This is a genomic window from Amycolatopsis sp., assembly GCF_025464955.1.
Lineage (GTDB): Bacteria > Actinomycetota > Actinomycetes > Mycobacteriales > Pseudonocardiaceae > Amycolatopsis.
This window is the reverse complement of sequence record NZ_JAODNM010000088.1, coordinates 1-16,963: the sequence shown is the minus strand read 5'-3', so window position 1 is coordinate 16,963 and position 16,963 is coordinate 1. Positions and strand designations below refer to the sequence as shown.

Here is a 16,963-nt window from a genome sequence, read left to right as displayed (position 1 = left end):
TTCAGCGACCTGCGAACGGCGAGACACACCGCGGCGAACGCGGCACACGAACCCAGCCACAGTGCCCCAGCAGCACACGAGGCAACCACGCTCGGCCCGGTGTCCGGAGATTCTCATGTGGACACTCGTCTACCGCGGTCCCGGCGACAAGCTCGCCGAAGTCGCGATCGTCCCGCCGGTACAGACGACAGCCCGGTGGCGCGGGCGGCGCCGGAGGTACCGGTGGCGCAGGCGGGGTCGGCAACAGCGGCACCGTCCACGGTGGACTCGGTGCCGGTACCGCCACGGTCGCCGGCGGCAAGGGTGGCAACGGCGGCGTAGGCGGCGCGGGTGGCAGCGGCTGCTCGCCCGGTTCGGGAGGCGCCGGTGGCAGCGGCGGGACGCTCGGTGCAGGCGGCGTCGGCAGCTCGGGCACGGTCACCGCCGGAGGCGGCACGACCAGCACCTCCAACGGTGCCAACGGCACAGGCGGCCTCAGCGGCCTACCGGGCATCATCAACATCATCTGCAGCTGCTGACCGACACGTAAGAAGATCCGCCGAGCGTCCAGGTTCAGCGGTGGACCCGCGCGCCGCCATCGCGGCGCGCGGGTCCACACCGCTCAGCTCCCGGCGATCACTCCCTCCGGGAAGGTCCCCACCAACGAATCGGTCAGGTTCCCGATGGTGGACAGGGCCGCGGACATGCCCGGGATCGGATCCTGGTTGTCACCGAGTCCCGGCACCACGTTGCTGGCCTGCTGAAGCAAAGTGATCGCGGGGACGACTGCCTGCGCGACCACGGCGTTGACGAGCTTCGCCGCCAGACTCGGTGCGGGGTTCGGCGGCGCGGGGACCGGTGCGGCGGCACCAGGCGCCGTGTTCCGCACGGCATTCCCCGCTCCGACGTACTTGTCGGCGAAGTCGAGCATCGTCGCGTTGCTCTCCGGCGCGCTCTTTTCCAGCTGCAGGTCGTGCGCGGTGTTCGGTACCACGTCACCGACGACTGTCGCGTTCGGACCGTAGAAGGGGCGCTCGAAGGCGGCCAGTGCCTGGGAGTCGGAGCAGCTGGGGCCGAGCAGCCCGCAGATGAAGGGGTCGTGCTGACCGACGACCGTGAGAACGGGGATGTTGAGCGTCCGGTCCACGTTGAGCACGTTGTACGCCGCCAGCGTCGCCAGTTCGACGAGGTTGCCGGTTTCCTTCAGCTGTTCGTCCTTCGCGACCACACCGGGGTCGGTGGCGGACGGACCGTCGAGGTAGAACCCGCCCCGCGTGCCGGGATAGCTGGTCAGGTAGGCGGGATCGAGGCCGGCGGCGGTGAACTTCGGATCGAGGACCGACGGGTAGTCGTCGGCGATGATCTTGGTGACGACGTTGGTGTAGTTGAGGGAGTGCGCGATCGCGGTCGGCATGATCGCGTCGACGTCCTTGTAGAGGCCCGCTTCGGTCATGGTGACGATGCCGCCCAGGCTGTGGCCGACCTCGATCACCTTCCCGAACCCGGTGCCGAGCCTGCCGTCACGCAGGGCCGTGATGACCTGGTGGACAGTGCTGACATCGGCGTAGAAGTTGTCGAAGGCGCTGAGCGGGTGGGTGGACTGGCCATCGCCGAGCCGGTCGATGTCGAGCGTGGCGTAGCCGCGCTTGTTCGCCGCACGCACGTAGGAGTAGGTGTCCGGCTGATAGGGGATATCCCAGTAGTACCGCGAGTAGGACCAGCCGTGAATGAGGATTTGCACGGTGGTGGCCCCGGGCGGAGTACACAGGGTGCCGGCGATCGTGGCGGCCTGGCCTGCCGCCGTCACCGGCACCGTGACGTTCTTGCAGTCGGTGGCAGCAGTTCCCGCCGCCGACGCCGGGATCGCGGCGTTCCCCGCGACGAGGAGCACACCGGCAAGCAGGACAGCCACGCGCCAGGAGCGCGGCCGCGATAGTGAATGACGGTTCTTTTTCAGAGTCATGGTCGACCTCATTGTCATCCTGCAACAGGGGCAGCCTCACTAAACCCAGCCTGTTAAGCGGGGTTTACGGGCGGTGAAGCTCTCGCTAGCTAGTGAACTGTCATTCACTCGCTAGCGGACGATACCACGCCGACACTCACCGCGCCTTCACGTGATCGGGTCATTTCTCGTCCACAGCGCGGGGAAACCGGACGCACGGTGACGTCCGGCGGCCAGCCTCGGGGTACGATCGGCTTTCACAACCGTCCAGGGAGGTACCGGTGAAGGATGCGCAACGGCCTCGGCGCGATCCCACCCGCAAGGCCCGCATCCTGACCGCGGCGGCCGAGCTGATCTCGCGAAACGGCTACCACACCGTTGGCATGGCTGACATCGGCCAGGCCTCGGGCATCGTGGGATCCGGGATATACCGGCACTTCGGCAGCAAATCCGCGATTCTCGCCGAGGTGCTCGAACAGGTCATGGACCAGCTCTCGGCCGCCGCCTCGTCGATCGTGGACGAAGCGGGCGACGACCGGAGCGCGGTGAGCGATCTGGTCCGCAACCACGTGCGAGTGGCCATTCACGACCGCCGGATCCTGCAGGTGTACCACCGCGAAGCCCGTAACCTCCCCGAGAACGACCTCCGCCGTCTGCGCCGAGCACAGCGCCACTACATCGAGGAATGGGTCGCGGCGGTCGCACCGTTGCGACCTGATCTGGCCGACGGCGAGGTCCGGGTGCTCGTCCACGCGGCGATCGGCAGTATCCAGTCCATCCTGTTCTTCAACTCGGGCCTGCCGGTGCCGCAGCTGGCGAACCTGCTGACCAACGCGGCCCACGCCTGCCTGGGCGTCGAGGCGGGCGCGGAGGCAGGAGCAGGCACGGAATGGCGCGACGAGCAGGGGGCATGACCAGGACTCGTGAGTGTTCCAGCCGCGTGCGGGTGTCCTGCGGGACACCCGCACCCGGGCAGGCCGGAACACTCACGAGCGGCTACCTGCGGGGTCGCTCCCGGAAGGCGGTCAGGCCTTCTCGGAGGTCGCGGGAGTCGAGGTAGGCGGCGAAGGCGTCGAACTCCAGTGCCAGCGCCTCGGCGATCGGCAGGTCCCATCCGGCGTTCGCCACCCGCTTGATCTCGGCCAGGCCGAGCGCGCTCCCGGAGGCAATCCGTCGGGCGAGATCCAACGCGCGGTCGAGAAGCCGTTCGGCCGGCACCACTTCGTCGACCAGTCCCCACTCACAGAACCGTTCTGCCGGCTCGAGATCGCCGGTGAGCAGCAGACGTCGGGCGACGTTGGCCGGGACCTTGCGTTCGAGCCGCACCGCCCCGCCGCCGCCCGGAAGCATGCCGTAACGGACGTGTCCGTCTCCGAGCAGCGCCCCTTCGGCCGCGACCACGACGTCGGCGGCCAGCACCAGCTCGAACCCGCCGGCGACAGCCGGCCCGTTCACCGCGGCGACGACCGGTAGCGGCGAGTTTTCGAGCCTGCTGAACACCTGCCCGGCCCGCCGTACGAACGACAGTATCCCCTCCTGCCCGGTCTCCAAACGGCTGAGCAGCTGCCGCAGGTCCGCACCGGCGCAGAACGCGCGCCCGTTGCCGGTGATGACGATCGCGCGGCAGCCGCTCTCGACGTCGACGCGGTCAAGGACCGTCTCGAGGTCACCCAGCAGCTCGTCGGACAAGGCGTTGAGACTGTCCGGCCGGTCGAGCCGCACGATCGCGATCGAGTCCCGGACAACGAGGTCGACCAGCGAGCCCATCAGCGGTCCCCGCGGAGAACGGTGCGCAGGGTGTCGAGCACGCTCGCGTCCTCGATGGTGGAGGGCACCGGCTCGTCCAGGCCGTCGGCGATCCCGCGCATCGTCTTGCGCAGGATCTTGCCCGAGCGGGTCTTGGGCAGGGCCGGCACGACGGCGACCTCCTTCAGCGACGCCACCGCCCCGACCTGGTCGCGCACCATCCGCACCAGCTCGCCGCGCAGCCCGGCGGCATAGCCCTCCGCGGTGGCGTCGATCCCGGCCTTGAGGACCACGAACCCGCGCGGGACCTGCCCCTTCAGCGCGTCCGCCACGCCGATCACCGCGCATTCGGCGACGTCGGGGTGCGCGGCCAGTACCTCCTCCATCGAGCCGGTGGACAGGCGGTGCCCGGCGACGTTGATGACGTCGTCGGTGCGCCCCATGACGAACACGTAGCCGTCCTCGTCGATCCGTCCCCCGTCCCCGGTGAGGTAGTAGCCGTCGAACGCCGACAGGTAGGACTCGACGAAGCGCTCGTCGTCGTTCCACAGGGTGCGGAAGGCGCCCGGTGGCAGCGGCAGCTTGATCACGATCGCGCCGTCCTCCCCCGCGGGCATGGGCACGCCGTTCGCACCCAGCACCTGGACATCCCAGCCCGGCAAGGGTTTCGTCGGCGAACCGGGCTTGATCGGCACCAGCTCGATGCCGACCGGGTTGGCCACGATCGGCCAGCCGGTCTCCGTCTGCCACCAGTGGTCGATCACCGGAATGCCCAGCAGCTCGGTGGCCCAGTGGTAGGTCTCCGGGTCGAGCCGCTCGCCCGCGAGGAACAGGTACTTCAACCCGGACAGGTCGTAGCCGCGGGTGTACTCGCCGCGCGGGTCCTCCTTCTTCAGCGCCCGGAACGCGGTGGGCGCGGTGAACAGCGATCGCACGCCGTACTCGGCGCAGACCCGCCAGAACTGCCCCGCGTCCGGCGTGCCGACGGGCTTGCCCTCGTAGAGCACCGTCGTGGCTCCGACCAGCAGGGGCGCATAGACGATGTAGGAGTGACCGACGACCCAGCCGACGTCGGAAGCGGTGAAGATCGTCTGTCCCGGGCCGACGTCGTACACGTTGGGCATCGACCACGCGAGCGCGGTGGCGTACCCGCCGCAGTCCCGGACCACACCTTTGGGCTTGCCCGTGGTTCCGGAGGTATACAGCACGTAGAGGGGGTCCGTGCTCTTCACGGGGACCGGATCGGCCGGCACCGCGGACGCCACGGCGTCGGCCCAGTCGACGTCGTCGGGCCCCATGGCGGCTTCCGCCTCCGGCCGCTGCAGGATCACCCGCTTGCCGGGCTTGTGTGCGGAGAGCCCGATCGCCCGATCCAGCAACGGCTTGTACTCGATGACCCGGCTGCCTTCGATCCCGCAGGACGCCGAGACGACCACCTTCGGCAAGGCGTCTTCGATGCGCAGGGCCAACTCGTTCGCGGCGAACCCGCCGAACACGACCGAGTGCACCGCGCCGAGCCGCGCGCACGCGAGCATGGCGATCACGGCTTCGGGGACCATCGGCAGGTACACCACGACCCGGTCCCCCACGCCCACTCCGAGATCGCGGAGCACCCCGGCGAACAGGGCGACCTCGTTGGTCAGCTCGGCGTAGGTGTAGGTGCGGCGGGTTCCGGTGACAGGTGAGTCGTAGCTCAGCGCGGCCTGTTCGCCCCGGCCGGCGGCAACGTGCCGGTCCAGGGCGTTGTACGCGACGTTCAGCTCGCCGTCGGGGAACCACCGGTAGAACGGCCGCTCGGTGTCGTCGAGCGCCTGGCTCGGGGCGCGGTGCCAGTCCAGGGCTTTGGCTGCCTCGAGCCAGAACGCCTCGCGGTCCGCCACACTCTCCGTGAAGACGTCGTCGTAGCCACGCAAGTCGGGATCACTCCTCGTCGTAATAGCCGGTCAGCCCTGCTCGCCGAACAAGTCCGCGTGGCGCAGGCGGAGCTTGTACTTCAGGATCTTGCCCCCGACCGTCTCGGGCATGGTGTCCACGAACACCACCGCCTTCGGCGTCTCGTAGCCGCCGAGTGCCGCGCGGCAGTGCGCGATGATCGCCGCCGCGTCCGCCTCGGCGCCGGGCCGAAGCACCACGACGGCCGTCACGGCCTCGCCCCAGTGCTCGTGCGGCAGACCGATCACGGCAGCCTTTTCGACGGCGGGATGGCCGTACAGCACCGCCTCCACGCGCAGGCTGGACACGTTTTCACCACCCGACTTCACGATGTCCTTGAAGCGGTCGACCATCACCCGCAGGCCGTCGGCATCCACCACGGCGCTGTCTCCGGAGTGGAACCAGCCGCCGCGGAAAGCCTCCCTCGTCGCCTCCTCGTTGAGGTAGTACCCGGCGGTGACGACCGGGCTGCGGTAGACCGCTTCACCCGGGGTCTGCGGCTTGTCGAGCAGGGATTCCCCGTCCTCGTCGACGACGTCCGAGGCCAGCAGCGGGCTGGGCACGCCGACGTAGTTCAGCGCGGGCGCGGTGCGTTCGTAGACCTCCGGCCACTTCGCCGGCCAGAACCGATGGCACGCGATCGCCTCGGTCTGCCCGAAGATGCCCAGTACCACCAGTCCGGGCGCTTTCCGTTGCAGGGTCTCGTAAACAGCCGGGGCGAGCGCGCCCCAGCCATAGACCAGGACGGTCAGGCTCGACAGATCCAGCCCGTCCTTCTCCGCCTCGGCCGTCATGGCGGCGACGAACTGCGGCGAGCCGGCCCACAGCGCGGTCGCGCGCTCTTCCCCGATCGCGGTGGCGACGTCGGCGGCCACCGGGCGGCGCCCCAGAACCAGCGACCCCCCGGCGAGAAACGCCGACAGCGTGAAGATCTGGTCACCGACGTGGTAGATCATCGGCAGGTAGGTCATCACCTTCAGCTCGGTCTCCACCTGGAGCCCTCGAGTGAGCGAAACCGCGAAGTTCAGTGCCGCCAGGTGGCTGGCGGTGTGGGATGTCATGACCCCTTTGGGCATGGCCGTCGTGCCCGAGGTGTAGAGCAGCTGCCAGATGTCGTCGCCGTGGATCTCGACGTCCGGCTCGGTGATCGGCTGCGCCGTGAGGAGCTCGCCGAAGGTCGGGCTCCCGGCGACGGCCTCGCCGCCGATGGTGATCGTCGCCGCGATCGGAAGTCCGGTCTTGGTGAACGCCTCTTCGGCGCGTGGCCACAGCTCGGCGTCGACGATCGCCGCCGCCGGCGCTGCCTGCCCGACCAGGTACTCCAACACGTCCGTGGCCAGCGCGGGGTTCACGGGCATGGCGACCATTCCGGCCTTCGCGATGCCGATCTTCGCCAGGTACGCCTCGACGGAGTTCTCGCAGAACAGGACGACCCGGTCGCCGGGCACGAGCCCGCGTCCGGCCAGCGCGTGCGCGAGCTGGTTCGCGATCTCGTCCGCCTGCCGATAGGTGACCGAGGCGAAGCGTTCCTCGCCGTAGGCGCCGGTGCGTCCGCTGATGGCGACCTTGTCGGGATAGCTCCACGTCAGGCGTTCGAACACGTCGCCGACGGAGGTTCGCTCCCACCGGTTGATCGCCCGGCGACCGCGCAGCGTACTCACGTCGATCTTCGGTTCCAGGTCCACATCAGCCTCCTTGCCGCATGCCTGATACCAGACAGCATCCCAACCCGGCGGGCCTGCTGGCAAGACCGAGTTACTGACCATTCACATCTTGACCAACTTCATGCAGATTACTGACCACTACAAGTGAACAGCGATGCACTATCCAGTCAGCAGACTCTCCGGGATATCGACGAGCCTGCTGCGTAGGTACTCGCCGAGCCCTTTCGCCTGGGGGTCGGGGCGCGTCGCCGAGGCGACCCCCGCGCCGAGGATGCCCACGACCACGATGTTGACCGCGCGCAGGTTCGGCAACTCGTGGCGGTATACCTGCAGATCGACGGCCTCCGGAAGCAGTTCCCGGACCCGCTCGACGGAGAGATACCAGCGCAGCCAGGCGTACTCGTCATCGGTGCGGGTCCACACGCCGATGTTGGCGTTGCCGCCTTTGTCGCCGGACCGCGCTCCCGCGATCGTGCCGAACGGCAGCCGCCGCGTGGGACCGCCGACCGGCGCGAGGTGCGCCCGTGACGTCACGGGTTCCGGAGCGGAGCCGGTGACCGCGCTGTGCGGGATGGTCCGGACGTCGCCGTCCGGCAGCGTGACCCGGTGCGCGACCTCGTCGGCGGGGATCAGGGTCGGCCAGTAGACGCCGTAGGCACTTTCCGCCGACGGTGGCGTCGTGGTGTGGAAACCGGGGTAGCCGCCGAGCGCGAGCTCCATGGTGGTGTTGGAGAACGCCCGCCCGACCTTGCGCCGGTCCGGATCCTTCACGGTGACCCGGAGGTGCGCGGTGGCCTCGGCGTTGGTGGCGGCGTCGGGGTGGTCGAACCGCAGCAGCTGTAAGTCGAACTCGGCGAACCGGTCCCGCCCGCCCAGCAGTTCGGTCAGTTGCTGCGAGGCCCAGGCCGCCTTCTCCTCGATCCGGTTGCCGGTGAGCACGAGGGTCATCGTGTTGCGGTACCCGCCCTCGTAGTTGAGCGCGACCTTGAGCTGGTCGGTCGGGGCACTCCCGCGCGCGCCGCGGATGCGGACACGGTGCTCGCCGTCCTGCGCCAGCTCGAGGGTGTCGAAGTGGGCGACGGCGTCGGGCCCGAGGTACGCCGGCTCGGCGATCTCGTAGAGGAGCTGGGCGGTCACGGTGCCGACCGACACCAGGCCGCCGGTGCCCTCGTGCTTGGTGATCACGCTCGATCCGTCGGCGTCGACCTCGGCGATCGGGAAGCCCGGGTACCGGCGGTCGGTGACCTCCTCGAAGAACGCGTAGTTGCCGCCCGTCGCTTGGGGGCCGCACTCGATGACGTGGCCGGCCGCCATCGCGCCGGCGATCTTGTCGTGGATGTCCACGTCTTCCCGGCTCCAGCCGTGCCACCACGCGGCGGGGCCGACCACCACCGAGGCGTCGGTGACGCGGCCGGTGACGACGAGGTCGGCGTCCGCCCGCAACGCCTCGGTGATCCCCCAGGCGCCCAGGTAGGCGTTGGCCGACACCGGCCGCACCCCGGCGTCGGCGAGCTTCCGGCCGGTGTCGAGGTGGGCGAACGCGTGCCCGGCGGCCTGCAGTTCGCCGAGCCGGTCGACGAGGTCGTCGCCGTCGACGTAGGCAATACGCGGGTGCAGGCCAAGCCGCTCCGCCAGCGCGGCGAGTTCCGCGGCGAGCCCGGCAGGGTTGAGTCCGCCGGCGTTGGACACGATCCGGATGCCGCGGTCAAGGCAGGTCCCCAGCACCTGTTCGATCTGGGTGAGGAAAGTCTTCGCGTACCCGGCCCCCGGGTCCTTTTGCCTGGCCTTCCACAGGATCAGCATGGTCAGCTCGGCCAGGTAGTCGCCGGTGAGCACGTCGATCGGGCCGCCCTCGACCATCTCGCGTGCGGCCTGGAGCCGGTCGCCGTAGAAGCCCGAGCAGTTGCCGATCCGCACGGCCCGGCCGCCGATGGTGGTCACGATGCTCCTCCTGGACGGCTCGTCGCGGACTGGACCGCGCGTCCGGTCCCGGGGCTGCCCGCGAAGGTCTGGGCGATCGACAGCCACTCGCGGGCGACCGGGCCGTCGGCCCGGAGCGCGGTGTCGTCGAGGTGGCGGCGCTGGGTCACCACGAGGCAGAAATCCAGCGCGGTCCCGGTCACTCGGTCCGGGGCGCCGGCCTCACCCCACGTCCAGCGGGCACCGGACGGCGCCTCCAGCTCGACCAGGATCGGACCGTCCGGCACCGGTTTTCCGTTCAGGGCAAAGGAAAACGCGGTGGTCCGGACGCCGAGGTGGGCGATGTGGCGCAGCCGGTCAGTCGGCTCGCGGTGCCGCCCGAGGGCGTCGGCGACGTCCTGGCCGTGGGCCCAGGTCTCCATGAGCCGTGCCGTGGCCGAGGACAACGCGCTCATGTCCGGCCCGTACCAGGGCAGCCGCGCCTTCGGGTCGAGCTCGCGGAAGGCCTCGACGAACGCCAGCCGGTTCCTGGCGAACCAAGCCCGAACCTCGGCGGCGGGAAGCCCGGTGTGTTCGGCGGCGATCCGATCGGGGAAGTCCGCTCCGCCGGCCATCAGCGCGTCGGCGTCGCGCCGGAACGCGCCGGGGTCAACCGCGGCCTGCCTAGCGGTCTCGTCGAAGTAGGCAAGGTGGGTGAGCTGGTCGCGGATGCTCCAGCCCTCCGCCGGGGTGGCACCGGACATCGCCGTGTCGTCGAGGTCGGCCACCAACTCGTGCAGCACCTGGGTTTCGGCGACGAGATCGTCGAGCACCTGGTCCATCGTGACGCCCATATCAGCGGCCCTGCCAGACCGGCGCGCGCTTTTCGCGGAAGGCCAGCGGCCCCTCCTGCGCGTCCTTCGACAGATAGACCGGCTCCCAGATCTCCTCGGCCCGGTCGTAGGCCTCCGCCCGGTCGTAGCTGGCGGAGAGGTACGCGGTGCGCTTGGCGGCAAGCACCGACAGCGGGGCGTTCGCCGCAATCCGCTCGGCGAGCCGCTGCGTGCGTTCGCGCAGCTCAGCCGCAGGGACGACGTCGTTGACCAAGCCGTACTGCTGCGCCCGCGCGGCGCTGATCGGGTCGCCGGTCAGCAGGATCTCCAGCGCGACGCGCGGCGGCACCAGCCACGACAGCGGGGCGGCCCACGGCGAGCCGCGGCCGATCTTGACCTCCGACACGGCGAACCGGGCGTGCTCGGCGGCGACGACGAGGTCGCACTGCTGAGCCAGCAGGAACCCGCCTCCATAGGCGATGCCGTTGACCGCGGCGATCGTCGGTTTTCCGACGTCGATGTTGCGGCCCAGCTGCGGCAGGAAGTCCGGGGGCGGGACGGTCAAGGCGGTCTCGTTCATCTCTTTGAGGTCGCCGCCGGCGCAGAACGCCTTGTCCCCGGCGCCGGTGAAGACGAGGACCTTGGCCTCGTCGTCGGTGTTGAACCGGCGCACCCCGTCGAACAGTCCAGTGCGGACCGCTTCGCTCAGCGCGTTGCGCGCCTCGGGGCGGTCGATGGTGAGCCAGGCGACGCCGTTGGTCACTTCGTAGCGCACGGGGGTCATGCGGCCTCCTCGTCGGTGATGACGGCGACGATCTCGCCCGATTCGACGGTCTGTCCAACGTGGACGGACAGCTCGCTGACCGTGCCCGCCACCGGGGCACGGACGGAGTGCTCCATTTTCATGGCCTCGAACACCGCGATCACCGCGCCGGCCTCTACGTGCTGCCCCTGCTCGGCGACGACGCGGATGACCGTGCCGGGCATCGGCGCCAGCAGCGATCCGGGGGCCGCGTCCGTGCCGGGTTCGGGCAACCGAGGACGCTCGATCAGCGTGGTGCCGCCAAGCACGCTGTCGCAGTAGACGGTTTCGCCGACCTGGTGGACGTGAACCGTGCGCCGCACACCGTCGACGCGGAGGTCGACGCGGTCCGGACGCGCGTCGAGCACGGCGAGGCCGGCCAGCGGAATCCCGTCGAGCCGCGCCTCCACGCCGTCGCGGGTGAAGCGGTAGGTGAGGTCTATGTCGGTTTCGCCGATGCGGTACTCGGCGTGCTGCGACGCGCTCGCGACATTGCGCCAGCCGGTGGGCACCGGGCGTTGCACCCGTGCCCCCGCCCGGCGGCTCGCCTGGGCCGCCACCGCGGCCGCCAGCACGTGCACGGCCACGATTTCCTTGCCGGGCACACCGACCAGTGCGGCGGGTTCGTGCCGCGTGAGATACCCCGTATCGGTGGCGCCGGCGAGGAACTCGGGTTCCCTCAGGATCGCGACGAGCAGGTCGCGGTTGGTCACCAGGCCGTGGATCTGCGCCTCGGCCAGCGCCCGGGCCAGCTTGCGCACGGCCTCCGTGCGGGTCCGGCCGTGCGCGATGACCTTCGCGAGCATCGGGTCGTAGTTCGTCCCGACGACCGAGCCGTCGCGGACGCCGGTGTCGACCCGCACCCCGGGCAGAGCGGGGACGTGGAACCGCTGCAGGGTGCCGCTGCCCGGCAGGTAGTCGGCGGCCGGGTCCTCCGCGTAGAGGCGAGCCTCGACGGCGTGCCCGGCGATCGTCGCTTCGAGGGCTTCGACCGGCAGCGGTTCGCCTTCGGCGACCTGGATCTGCAGGGCCACCAGGTCGAGCCCGGTGATCTCCTCCGTGACCGGGTGCTCGACCTGCAGGCGGGTGTTGACCTCGAGGAAGAAAAACTCACCGGTGGGCGCCATGACGAACTCGACGGTGCCGGCGCCGGTGTAGCCGATCGCGGCTCCCGCGGCGACGGCCGCGTCACCGAGCTGCGCGCGCAGCTCCTCGTCCACCGCGGACGACGGCGCCTCCTCGATGATCTTCTGGTAGCGGCGCTGGATGGAGCACTCGCGCTCGAAGAGGTGCACGACCGTGCCGTGGGTGTCACCGAAGATCTGCACCTCGATGTGGCGGGGGTTCTCCACGAACCGTTCGAGGAACACGGTCCCGTTGCCGAACGACGACGCCGCCTCACGGCGCGCGCCCGTCACGGCCTCCACGACGTCGGCGTCCGCGCGGACGATCCGCATCCCGCGCCCGCCGCCCCCGAAGGCCGCCTTGACCAGCAACGGGTAGCCGATCTCGTCGGCCATCGCGGTGACAGCGGCGGCGTCGACCTCGTCGGTGTCATCGATCGTGGCGCCCGGCAGAACGGGTACACCGGCCTTCGCCATGAGCTCTTTCGCGGCGATCTTCGACCCCATGGCCTCGATCGCCTCGACCGGCGGCCCGACGAACGTCAGGCCCGCCTCGGCGCAGCTGCGGGCGAAGTCGGCGTTCTCGGAGAGGAAACCGTACCCGGGGTGGATCGCGTCCGCGCCCGTCGCCAGGGCCGCCGCCACGATGAGGTCCGCGCGCAGGTAGGTGTCCGACGAGGCGGCACCCGGGAGCAGCACGGCTTCATCGGCGGCGTCGACGAAAAGAGCGTCGGTGTCGGGGTCGGAGTGCACCGCGACGGTAGCGATATCCATTGCTCGCGCGGAACGGATGACCCGTTCGGCGATCTCGCCGCGGTTGGCGACCAGGAGCTTTCGGATCGGGCGAGGGCCGGTAATGGACTGGGCCGACTGGGTGGACATCGGGGTGGTCCTCACATCCGGAAGGTGCCGTAGCCGCGCTGGCCGGCGACGGTGTTGGAGTGCGCGGCGGACAGCGCGATGCCGAGCACGGTGCGGGTGTCACGGGGGTCGATGAGGCCGTCGTCGTAGAGGCGGGCGGTGACGAAGAAGGCGTGCGACTCCCGCTCGATCTGCGCCTCGATCGCCGCGCGGTTGCGCTCGTCGGCCTCGGCGTCGAACTCACGGCCGGACGACGCCGCCGACTGCTTCGCGACGATGGACATGACGCCGGCCAGCTGCGCGGCGCCCATGACCGCGAGGCGGGAGCCGGCCCAGGCGAACATCAGCCGCGGGCCGTAGGCGCGGCCGGACATGCCGTAGTTGCCCGCGCCGAAGGACGCGGCCAGGTTGACGGTGATGTGCGGGACCTTGCTGTTGGCGACCGAGTTGATCATCTTGGCGCCGTCCTTGATGATCCCGCCCTGCTCGTAGTTCTTGCCGACCATGTAGCCCGTCGTGTTCTGCAGGAACAGCAGCGGGGTGTCGGTCTGGTTCGCCAGCTGGATGAACTCGCTGGCCTTCTTGGCCTCCTCGCTGAACAACACACCGCGCGCGTTGGCCAGTATCCCCACCGGGTAGCCGTGCACGGAGGCCCAGCCGGTGACAAGACTGGTTCCCCACAAGGGTTTGTACTCGCCGAACCGGGAACCGTCGACGACGCGGGCGATCACCTCGCGCGGGTCGAACGGGACCTTGATATCCGACGGCGCGATGCCCAGCAGCTCCTCGGGGTCGTACAGCGGCTCGTCCGCCGGGAGCGTGGGGCCCGGTCCGAGTTTGTGCCAGCCGAGCTGGGAGACGATCTGCCGGCCGAGGCGGATGGCGTCCCGCTCGTCCGCGGCGAAGTAGTCGCACAGCCCGGACACCTTGGCGTGCATCGCCGCGCCGCCGAGCTCCTCGTCGTCGGCGTCCTCCCCCGTCGCCATCTTCACCAGCGGCGGACCGCCGAGGAACACCTTGGCCTGCTTGTCGACCATGACGGCGTAGTCGCACATGCCGGGCACGTACGCGCCGCCGGCCGTGGAGTTGCCGAACACCAGCGCGATCGTCGGGATCGCGAGCGAGGACAGCTCGGTGAGGTGATGGAAGATCTTGCCGGCGTCCACGAACAGGTCCGACTGTGTCGGCAGGTCGGCGCCACCGGACTCCACGAGGTTGAGCACCGGCAGCCGGTTGACCCGCGCGATCTCCAGCGCCCGCAACGTCTTCTTGAGCGAATAGGGGTTCATCGCGCCACCGCGCACCGTCGGGTCGTGCCCGATGAGCACGCACTCCACACCGGACACGACGCCGATGCCGGTCACCACCGACGCGCCCACCGGGAACTGCGTGCCCCAAGCGGCGAGGGTGGACAGTTCCAGGAACGAGGCGTCGCGGTCGATCAGCAGCTCGATGCGCTCGCGCACCAGCAGCCGCCCGCGGTCACGGTGACGCTGCTGGTAGCGGGGCCCTCCCCCGGCGATGGCCGCCTGGACCTGCTCGTCGAGCTCGGCCAGTACCTGTTCCTGGTGGCGGTGGTTGGTTTCGAAGATCTCGTCCGCGGTGCTCAGCGCGGAACGCAGGACAGTCGTCATGACGCGGTGGTCCGTTCTTCTCGGGTCAGTAGGATCGGGGCAGCCCGAGGCTGTGCTGGGCGACGAAGTTGAGGACCATCTCCCGGCTCACCGGCGCGATCCGGAGCAACCGTGCGATGCCCCAGTACGGGAGCAGGCCGTACTCCGTGGCGAGGCCGTTGCCGCCATGGGTCTGGATGGCCGCTTCGACGGCCGCGCCCGCCGCCTCCGCCGCCGCGTACTTGGCCACATTGGACGCTTCACCGGCCGGCAAGTCGTTGTCGTGCAGCCACGCCGCCTTCGCTGTCATCAACGCGGCCAGGTCGGCCTCGATGCGGGCTTTGGCGAGCGGGTGCGCGACGGCCTGGTGCGCCCCGATCGGGGTGTCCCAGACCGATCGGGTCGAGGCGTAGTCCGCGGCCTGGGCGAGCACGTGCCGGGCGACCCCCACGCACACGGCCGCACCGGTGATCCTCTCCGGGTTCAGCCCGTGGAACACCTGCTGAAAGCCGTTGCCCTCCTCCCCGAGCAGCGCGCTCGCGGGCAGCCGCAGATCGTCGAAGTGGAGCGTGAACTGCTTCTCCGGCAGCTTCGCCGAGACCGGCAGCGGGGTCGCCACGAGACCGGGCGTGTCCGTGGGCACGAGGAACAGTGACAACCTGCCGCGCCCGGTGTTCTCGTCCTTGCCCGTCCGGGTGACGAGCAGAATCGCCTCGGCCTCGTCGACCCCGGAGATGTAGTGCTTGGTGCCGTTGATGACGAAGTCGCCACCATCGCGTTCGGCGACGGTCGACAGCTTGTGGGTGTTCGACCCGGCGTCCGGTTCGGTGATGCCGAAGACCACCTTCGCCGCGCCCGAGGCCATCCGCGGCAACCAGTCCCGCTTCTGCTCCTCGGTGCCGAAGTCCGAGATCATCTCCCCCGAGATCGCCGCCGAAACCAGCAGCAGGAGCAGCGGGCAGCCCGCGGCCGCCGTCTCCTCGCACACCATCGCCAGCTCGGCCAGCCCCGCGCCGCCCCCGCCATACTCCTCGGGAAGGTTGATCCCCAGGAACCCGTTCCGGCCCAGCTCTGCCCACAGCTCCGAGGTCGGCTCGCCGGCCTCGGCCCGCGGAACGTAGTACTGCGGACCGAACTTCGCCGTGATCGCCCGCACCGTGTCCCGGAGGTCCCGGTGTTCCGACGTCTCCAGAAAGTCCACACCGACTCCTTCACCACCACATCGTCCGCGTCTCTAGTGCATGATGATTCACTATCGACCGGTTTGGCAAGTCGCCGTGGCGTATGTCGCCGAATGAGTCACCCCGGAGACGAATCCCATGCAGTGCTGGCGTGCGCGCGCGCCACGTCGACGGGACGGCCGCCGGACTACGACTACCGCCGTACTTCGGTTATGTGAATCATGGATAACTCACACCTGCGGTCAGGTGCGGGGACTCCCTGAGGGAACGCTAGGAAATCTAGCGTCGCTAGGTCGCCTGGAACTGCAGTGAGGTGGCGTGGTGACTGGTCGGTGCGGTCAGCCCTGTCTACTACAGCAAGGACAGGGGCGAGTGGGAGCTGGTAGCGGAGCTGAGTGCCAGTCGCATTGCGCCTGTGGTGCCGGTAGTGGCTATGTGACCGGCGGGGCTTCTGAAGTCGCTTCGGTGGGCCGCTGGTGTCGTGAAGGCCTACCTGGGTGCGTCCGGTTCCGCCGCCAGGTCCGCTCTACAGCAGCAAGGACCGGGCGGACTGGGTTCTATAGCGGCGGATCTTGAGGGCCTGTTCCGAGGTGTTGGTGGCTGCGTTTCTTGAGTAGCCGAAAGGGACTTTCCTGGCGGCGAACACGCGGATAACTCCGTTCGCACTTCACCACTCACGTTAAGCAACCAACCTCGCGGGGCTTGGTGCATCTGTGAGTGACACGCTTTATGGGCGGCGGCCGCGAAAGTTGCTTCTCGCAACGTAATTTGTTGCGAAAGTGGCTTTCGCGGCCAACAGATGATCACGTTCCGCGATAATATGCATCACCTGACCGTGTTACGAATAAACGTTCGAACCGAGGTAGAATAAAGGAGTGCCCAGCGATACGATCACCCTCCCCGATCCCGCCGATATCCGGCGTGCGGATCCGGTGACGCTGGTCGAGTACGCCCGGGTCATCACCCGGAAGATGAACCGGTACACCGCGCTGCTGGGTCTGGTGGTCACCAAGACTGAGACCGATGGCATCAAGGCGACTCATCAGTACACCTCTGCGGTGCAGTGGCTGATGCATACGACGGGGATGGCTGAGCCTGCCGCGCGTCAGATCGTGGTCCGTGCCCGCGGCACCAACTCCTTGTACACCATCGACGGGACAGAGATTCCCGCCGTCGCGCCCCTGACCGGGCTTGCGGCACTGGCCGGTGCCCTCACCCCCGCCCACGTCGACGTGATCGTGAAAACGATGACGGCCATGCCTGCGACGGTGTCGGAGGAGGATCGGGTGGCGGCGGAGAAAATCCTGGTCAACCTCGCCGTTAACGCGTCCCCGGTCGAGGTGAAGAAAGCCGGCGACCGGATCCTCGACACCCTCGACCCCGACGG

General features: G+C 69.3%; 12 protein-coding genes. 2 read left to right on the top strand and 10 right to left on the bottom strand.

Annotated elements, in window-relative coordinates:
* Positions 1–601: 601 nt before the first annotated feature.
* Positions 602–1,942, bottom strand: coding sequence for an alpha/beta hydrolase (locus tag JWQ81_RS19195; RefSeq protein WP_297543401.1), 1,341 nt, complete (start codon positions 1,940–1,942; stop codon positions 602–604).
* Positions 1,943–2,202: 260 nt separating this feature from the next.
* Here JWQ81_RS19195 and JWQ81_RS19190 point away from each other — a divergent pair, with 260 nt between their 5' ends.
* On the top strand, positions 2,203–2,835 hold the full coding sequence (locus JWQ81_RS19190; protein WP_297543399.1) for a TetR/AcrR family transcriptional regulator: 633 nt from the start codon (positions 2,203–2,205) through the stop codon (positions 2,833–2,835).
* Positions 2,836–2,917: 82 nt separating this feature from the next.
* On the opposite strand, the gene JWQ81_RS19185 is transcribed toward JWQ81_RS19190, so the two are convergent.
* The 9 genes from JWQ81_RS19185 to JWQ81_RS19145 form a co-directional block, all read right to left on the bottom strand.
* On the bottom strand, positions 2,918–3,688 hold the full coding sequence (locus JWQ81_RS19185; RefSeq protein ID WP_297543397.1) for an enoyl-CoA hydratase/isomerase family protein: 771 nt from the start codon (positions 3,686–3,688) through the stop codon (positions 2,918–2,920).
* Complete coding sequence (locus JWQ81_RS19180; protein ID WP_297543395.1) at positions 3,688–5,580, bottom strand: AMP-binding protein; 1,893 nt, start codon at positions 5,578–5,580, stop codon at positions 3,688–3,690. The genes JWQ81_RS19185 and JWQ81_RS19180 overlap by 1 nt, the downstream gene beginning before the upstream one ends.
* Positions 5,581–5,610: 30 nt before the next feature.
* Positions 5,611–7,284: an AMP-binding protein gene (locus JWQ81_RS19175; protein ID WP_297543393.1), complete on the bottom strand. Its 1,674-nt coding sequence runs from the start codon at positions 7,282–7,284 to the stop codon at positions 5,611–5,613.
* Positions 7,285–7,422: 138 nt separating this feature from the next.
* The gene (locus JWQ81_RS19170) at positions 7,423–9,195 is read right to left on the bottom strand and encodes an acyclic terpene utilization AtuA family protein (protein ID WP_297543432.1); all 1,773 of its coding nucleotides are present in this window, start codon (positions 9,193–9,195) and stop codon (positions 7,423–7,425) included.
* A 5-nt stretch (positions 9,196–9,200) separates the two neighbouring features.
* Positions 9,201–10,016, bottom strand: a complete 816-nt coding sequence (locus JWQ81_RS19165; RefSeq protein ID WP_297543391.1) for a TIGR03084 family metal-binding protein — start codon at positions 10,014–10,016, stop codon at positions 9,201–9,203.
* A gap of 1 nt (position 10,017) precedes the next feature.
* Positions 10,018–10,779, bottom strand: coding sequence for an enoyl-CoA hydratase-related protein (locus tag JWQ81_RS19160; protein ID WP_297543388.1), 762 nt, complete (start codon positions 10,777–10,779; stop codon positions 10,018–10,020).
* Positions 10,776–12,803: a biotin carboxylase N-terminal domain-containing protein gene (locus JWQ81_RS19155; protein WP_297543386.1), complete on the bottom strand. Its 2,028-nt coding sequence runs from the start codon at positions 12,801–12,803 to the stop codon at positions 10,776–10,778. The genes JWQ81_RS19160 and JWQ81_RS19155 overlap by 4 nt, the downstream gene beginning before the upstream one ends.
* Positions 12,804–12,814: 11 nt before the next feature.
* Positions 12,815–14,416 carry a carboxyl transferase domain-containing protein gene (locus JWQ81_RS19150; RefSeq protein ID WP_297543384.1) on the bottom strand — a complete coding sequence of 534 codons (1,602 nt, stop codon included), beginning with the start codon at positions 14,414–14,416 and terminating at the stop codon, positions 12,815–12,817.
* Between the two features lie 25 nt (positions 14,417–14,441).
* Positions 14,442–15,596: an acyl-CoA dehydrogenase family protein gene (locus JWQ81_RS19145; protein WP_297543382.1), complete on the bottom strand. Its 1,155-nt coding sequence runs from the start codon at positions 15,594–15,596 to the stop codon at positions 14,442–14,444.
* 855 nt (positions 15,597–16,451) lie between these two features.
* On the opposite strand from JWQ81_RS19145, the gene JWQ81_RS19140 reads away from it, so the two are divergent.
* Positions 16,452–16,963: DUF222 domain-containing protein (locus tag JWQ81_RS19140; RefSeq protein WP_297543380.1), on the top strand; the 512-nt coding region annotated here is incomplete at its 3' end.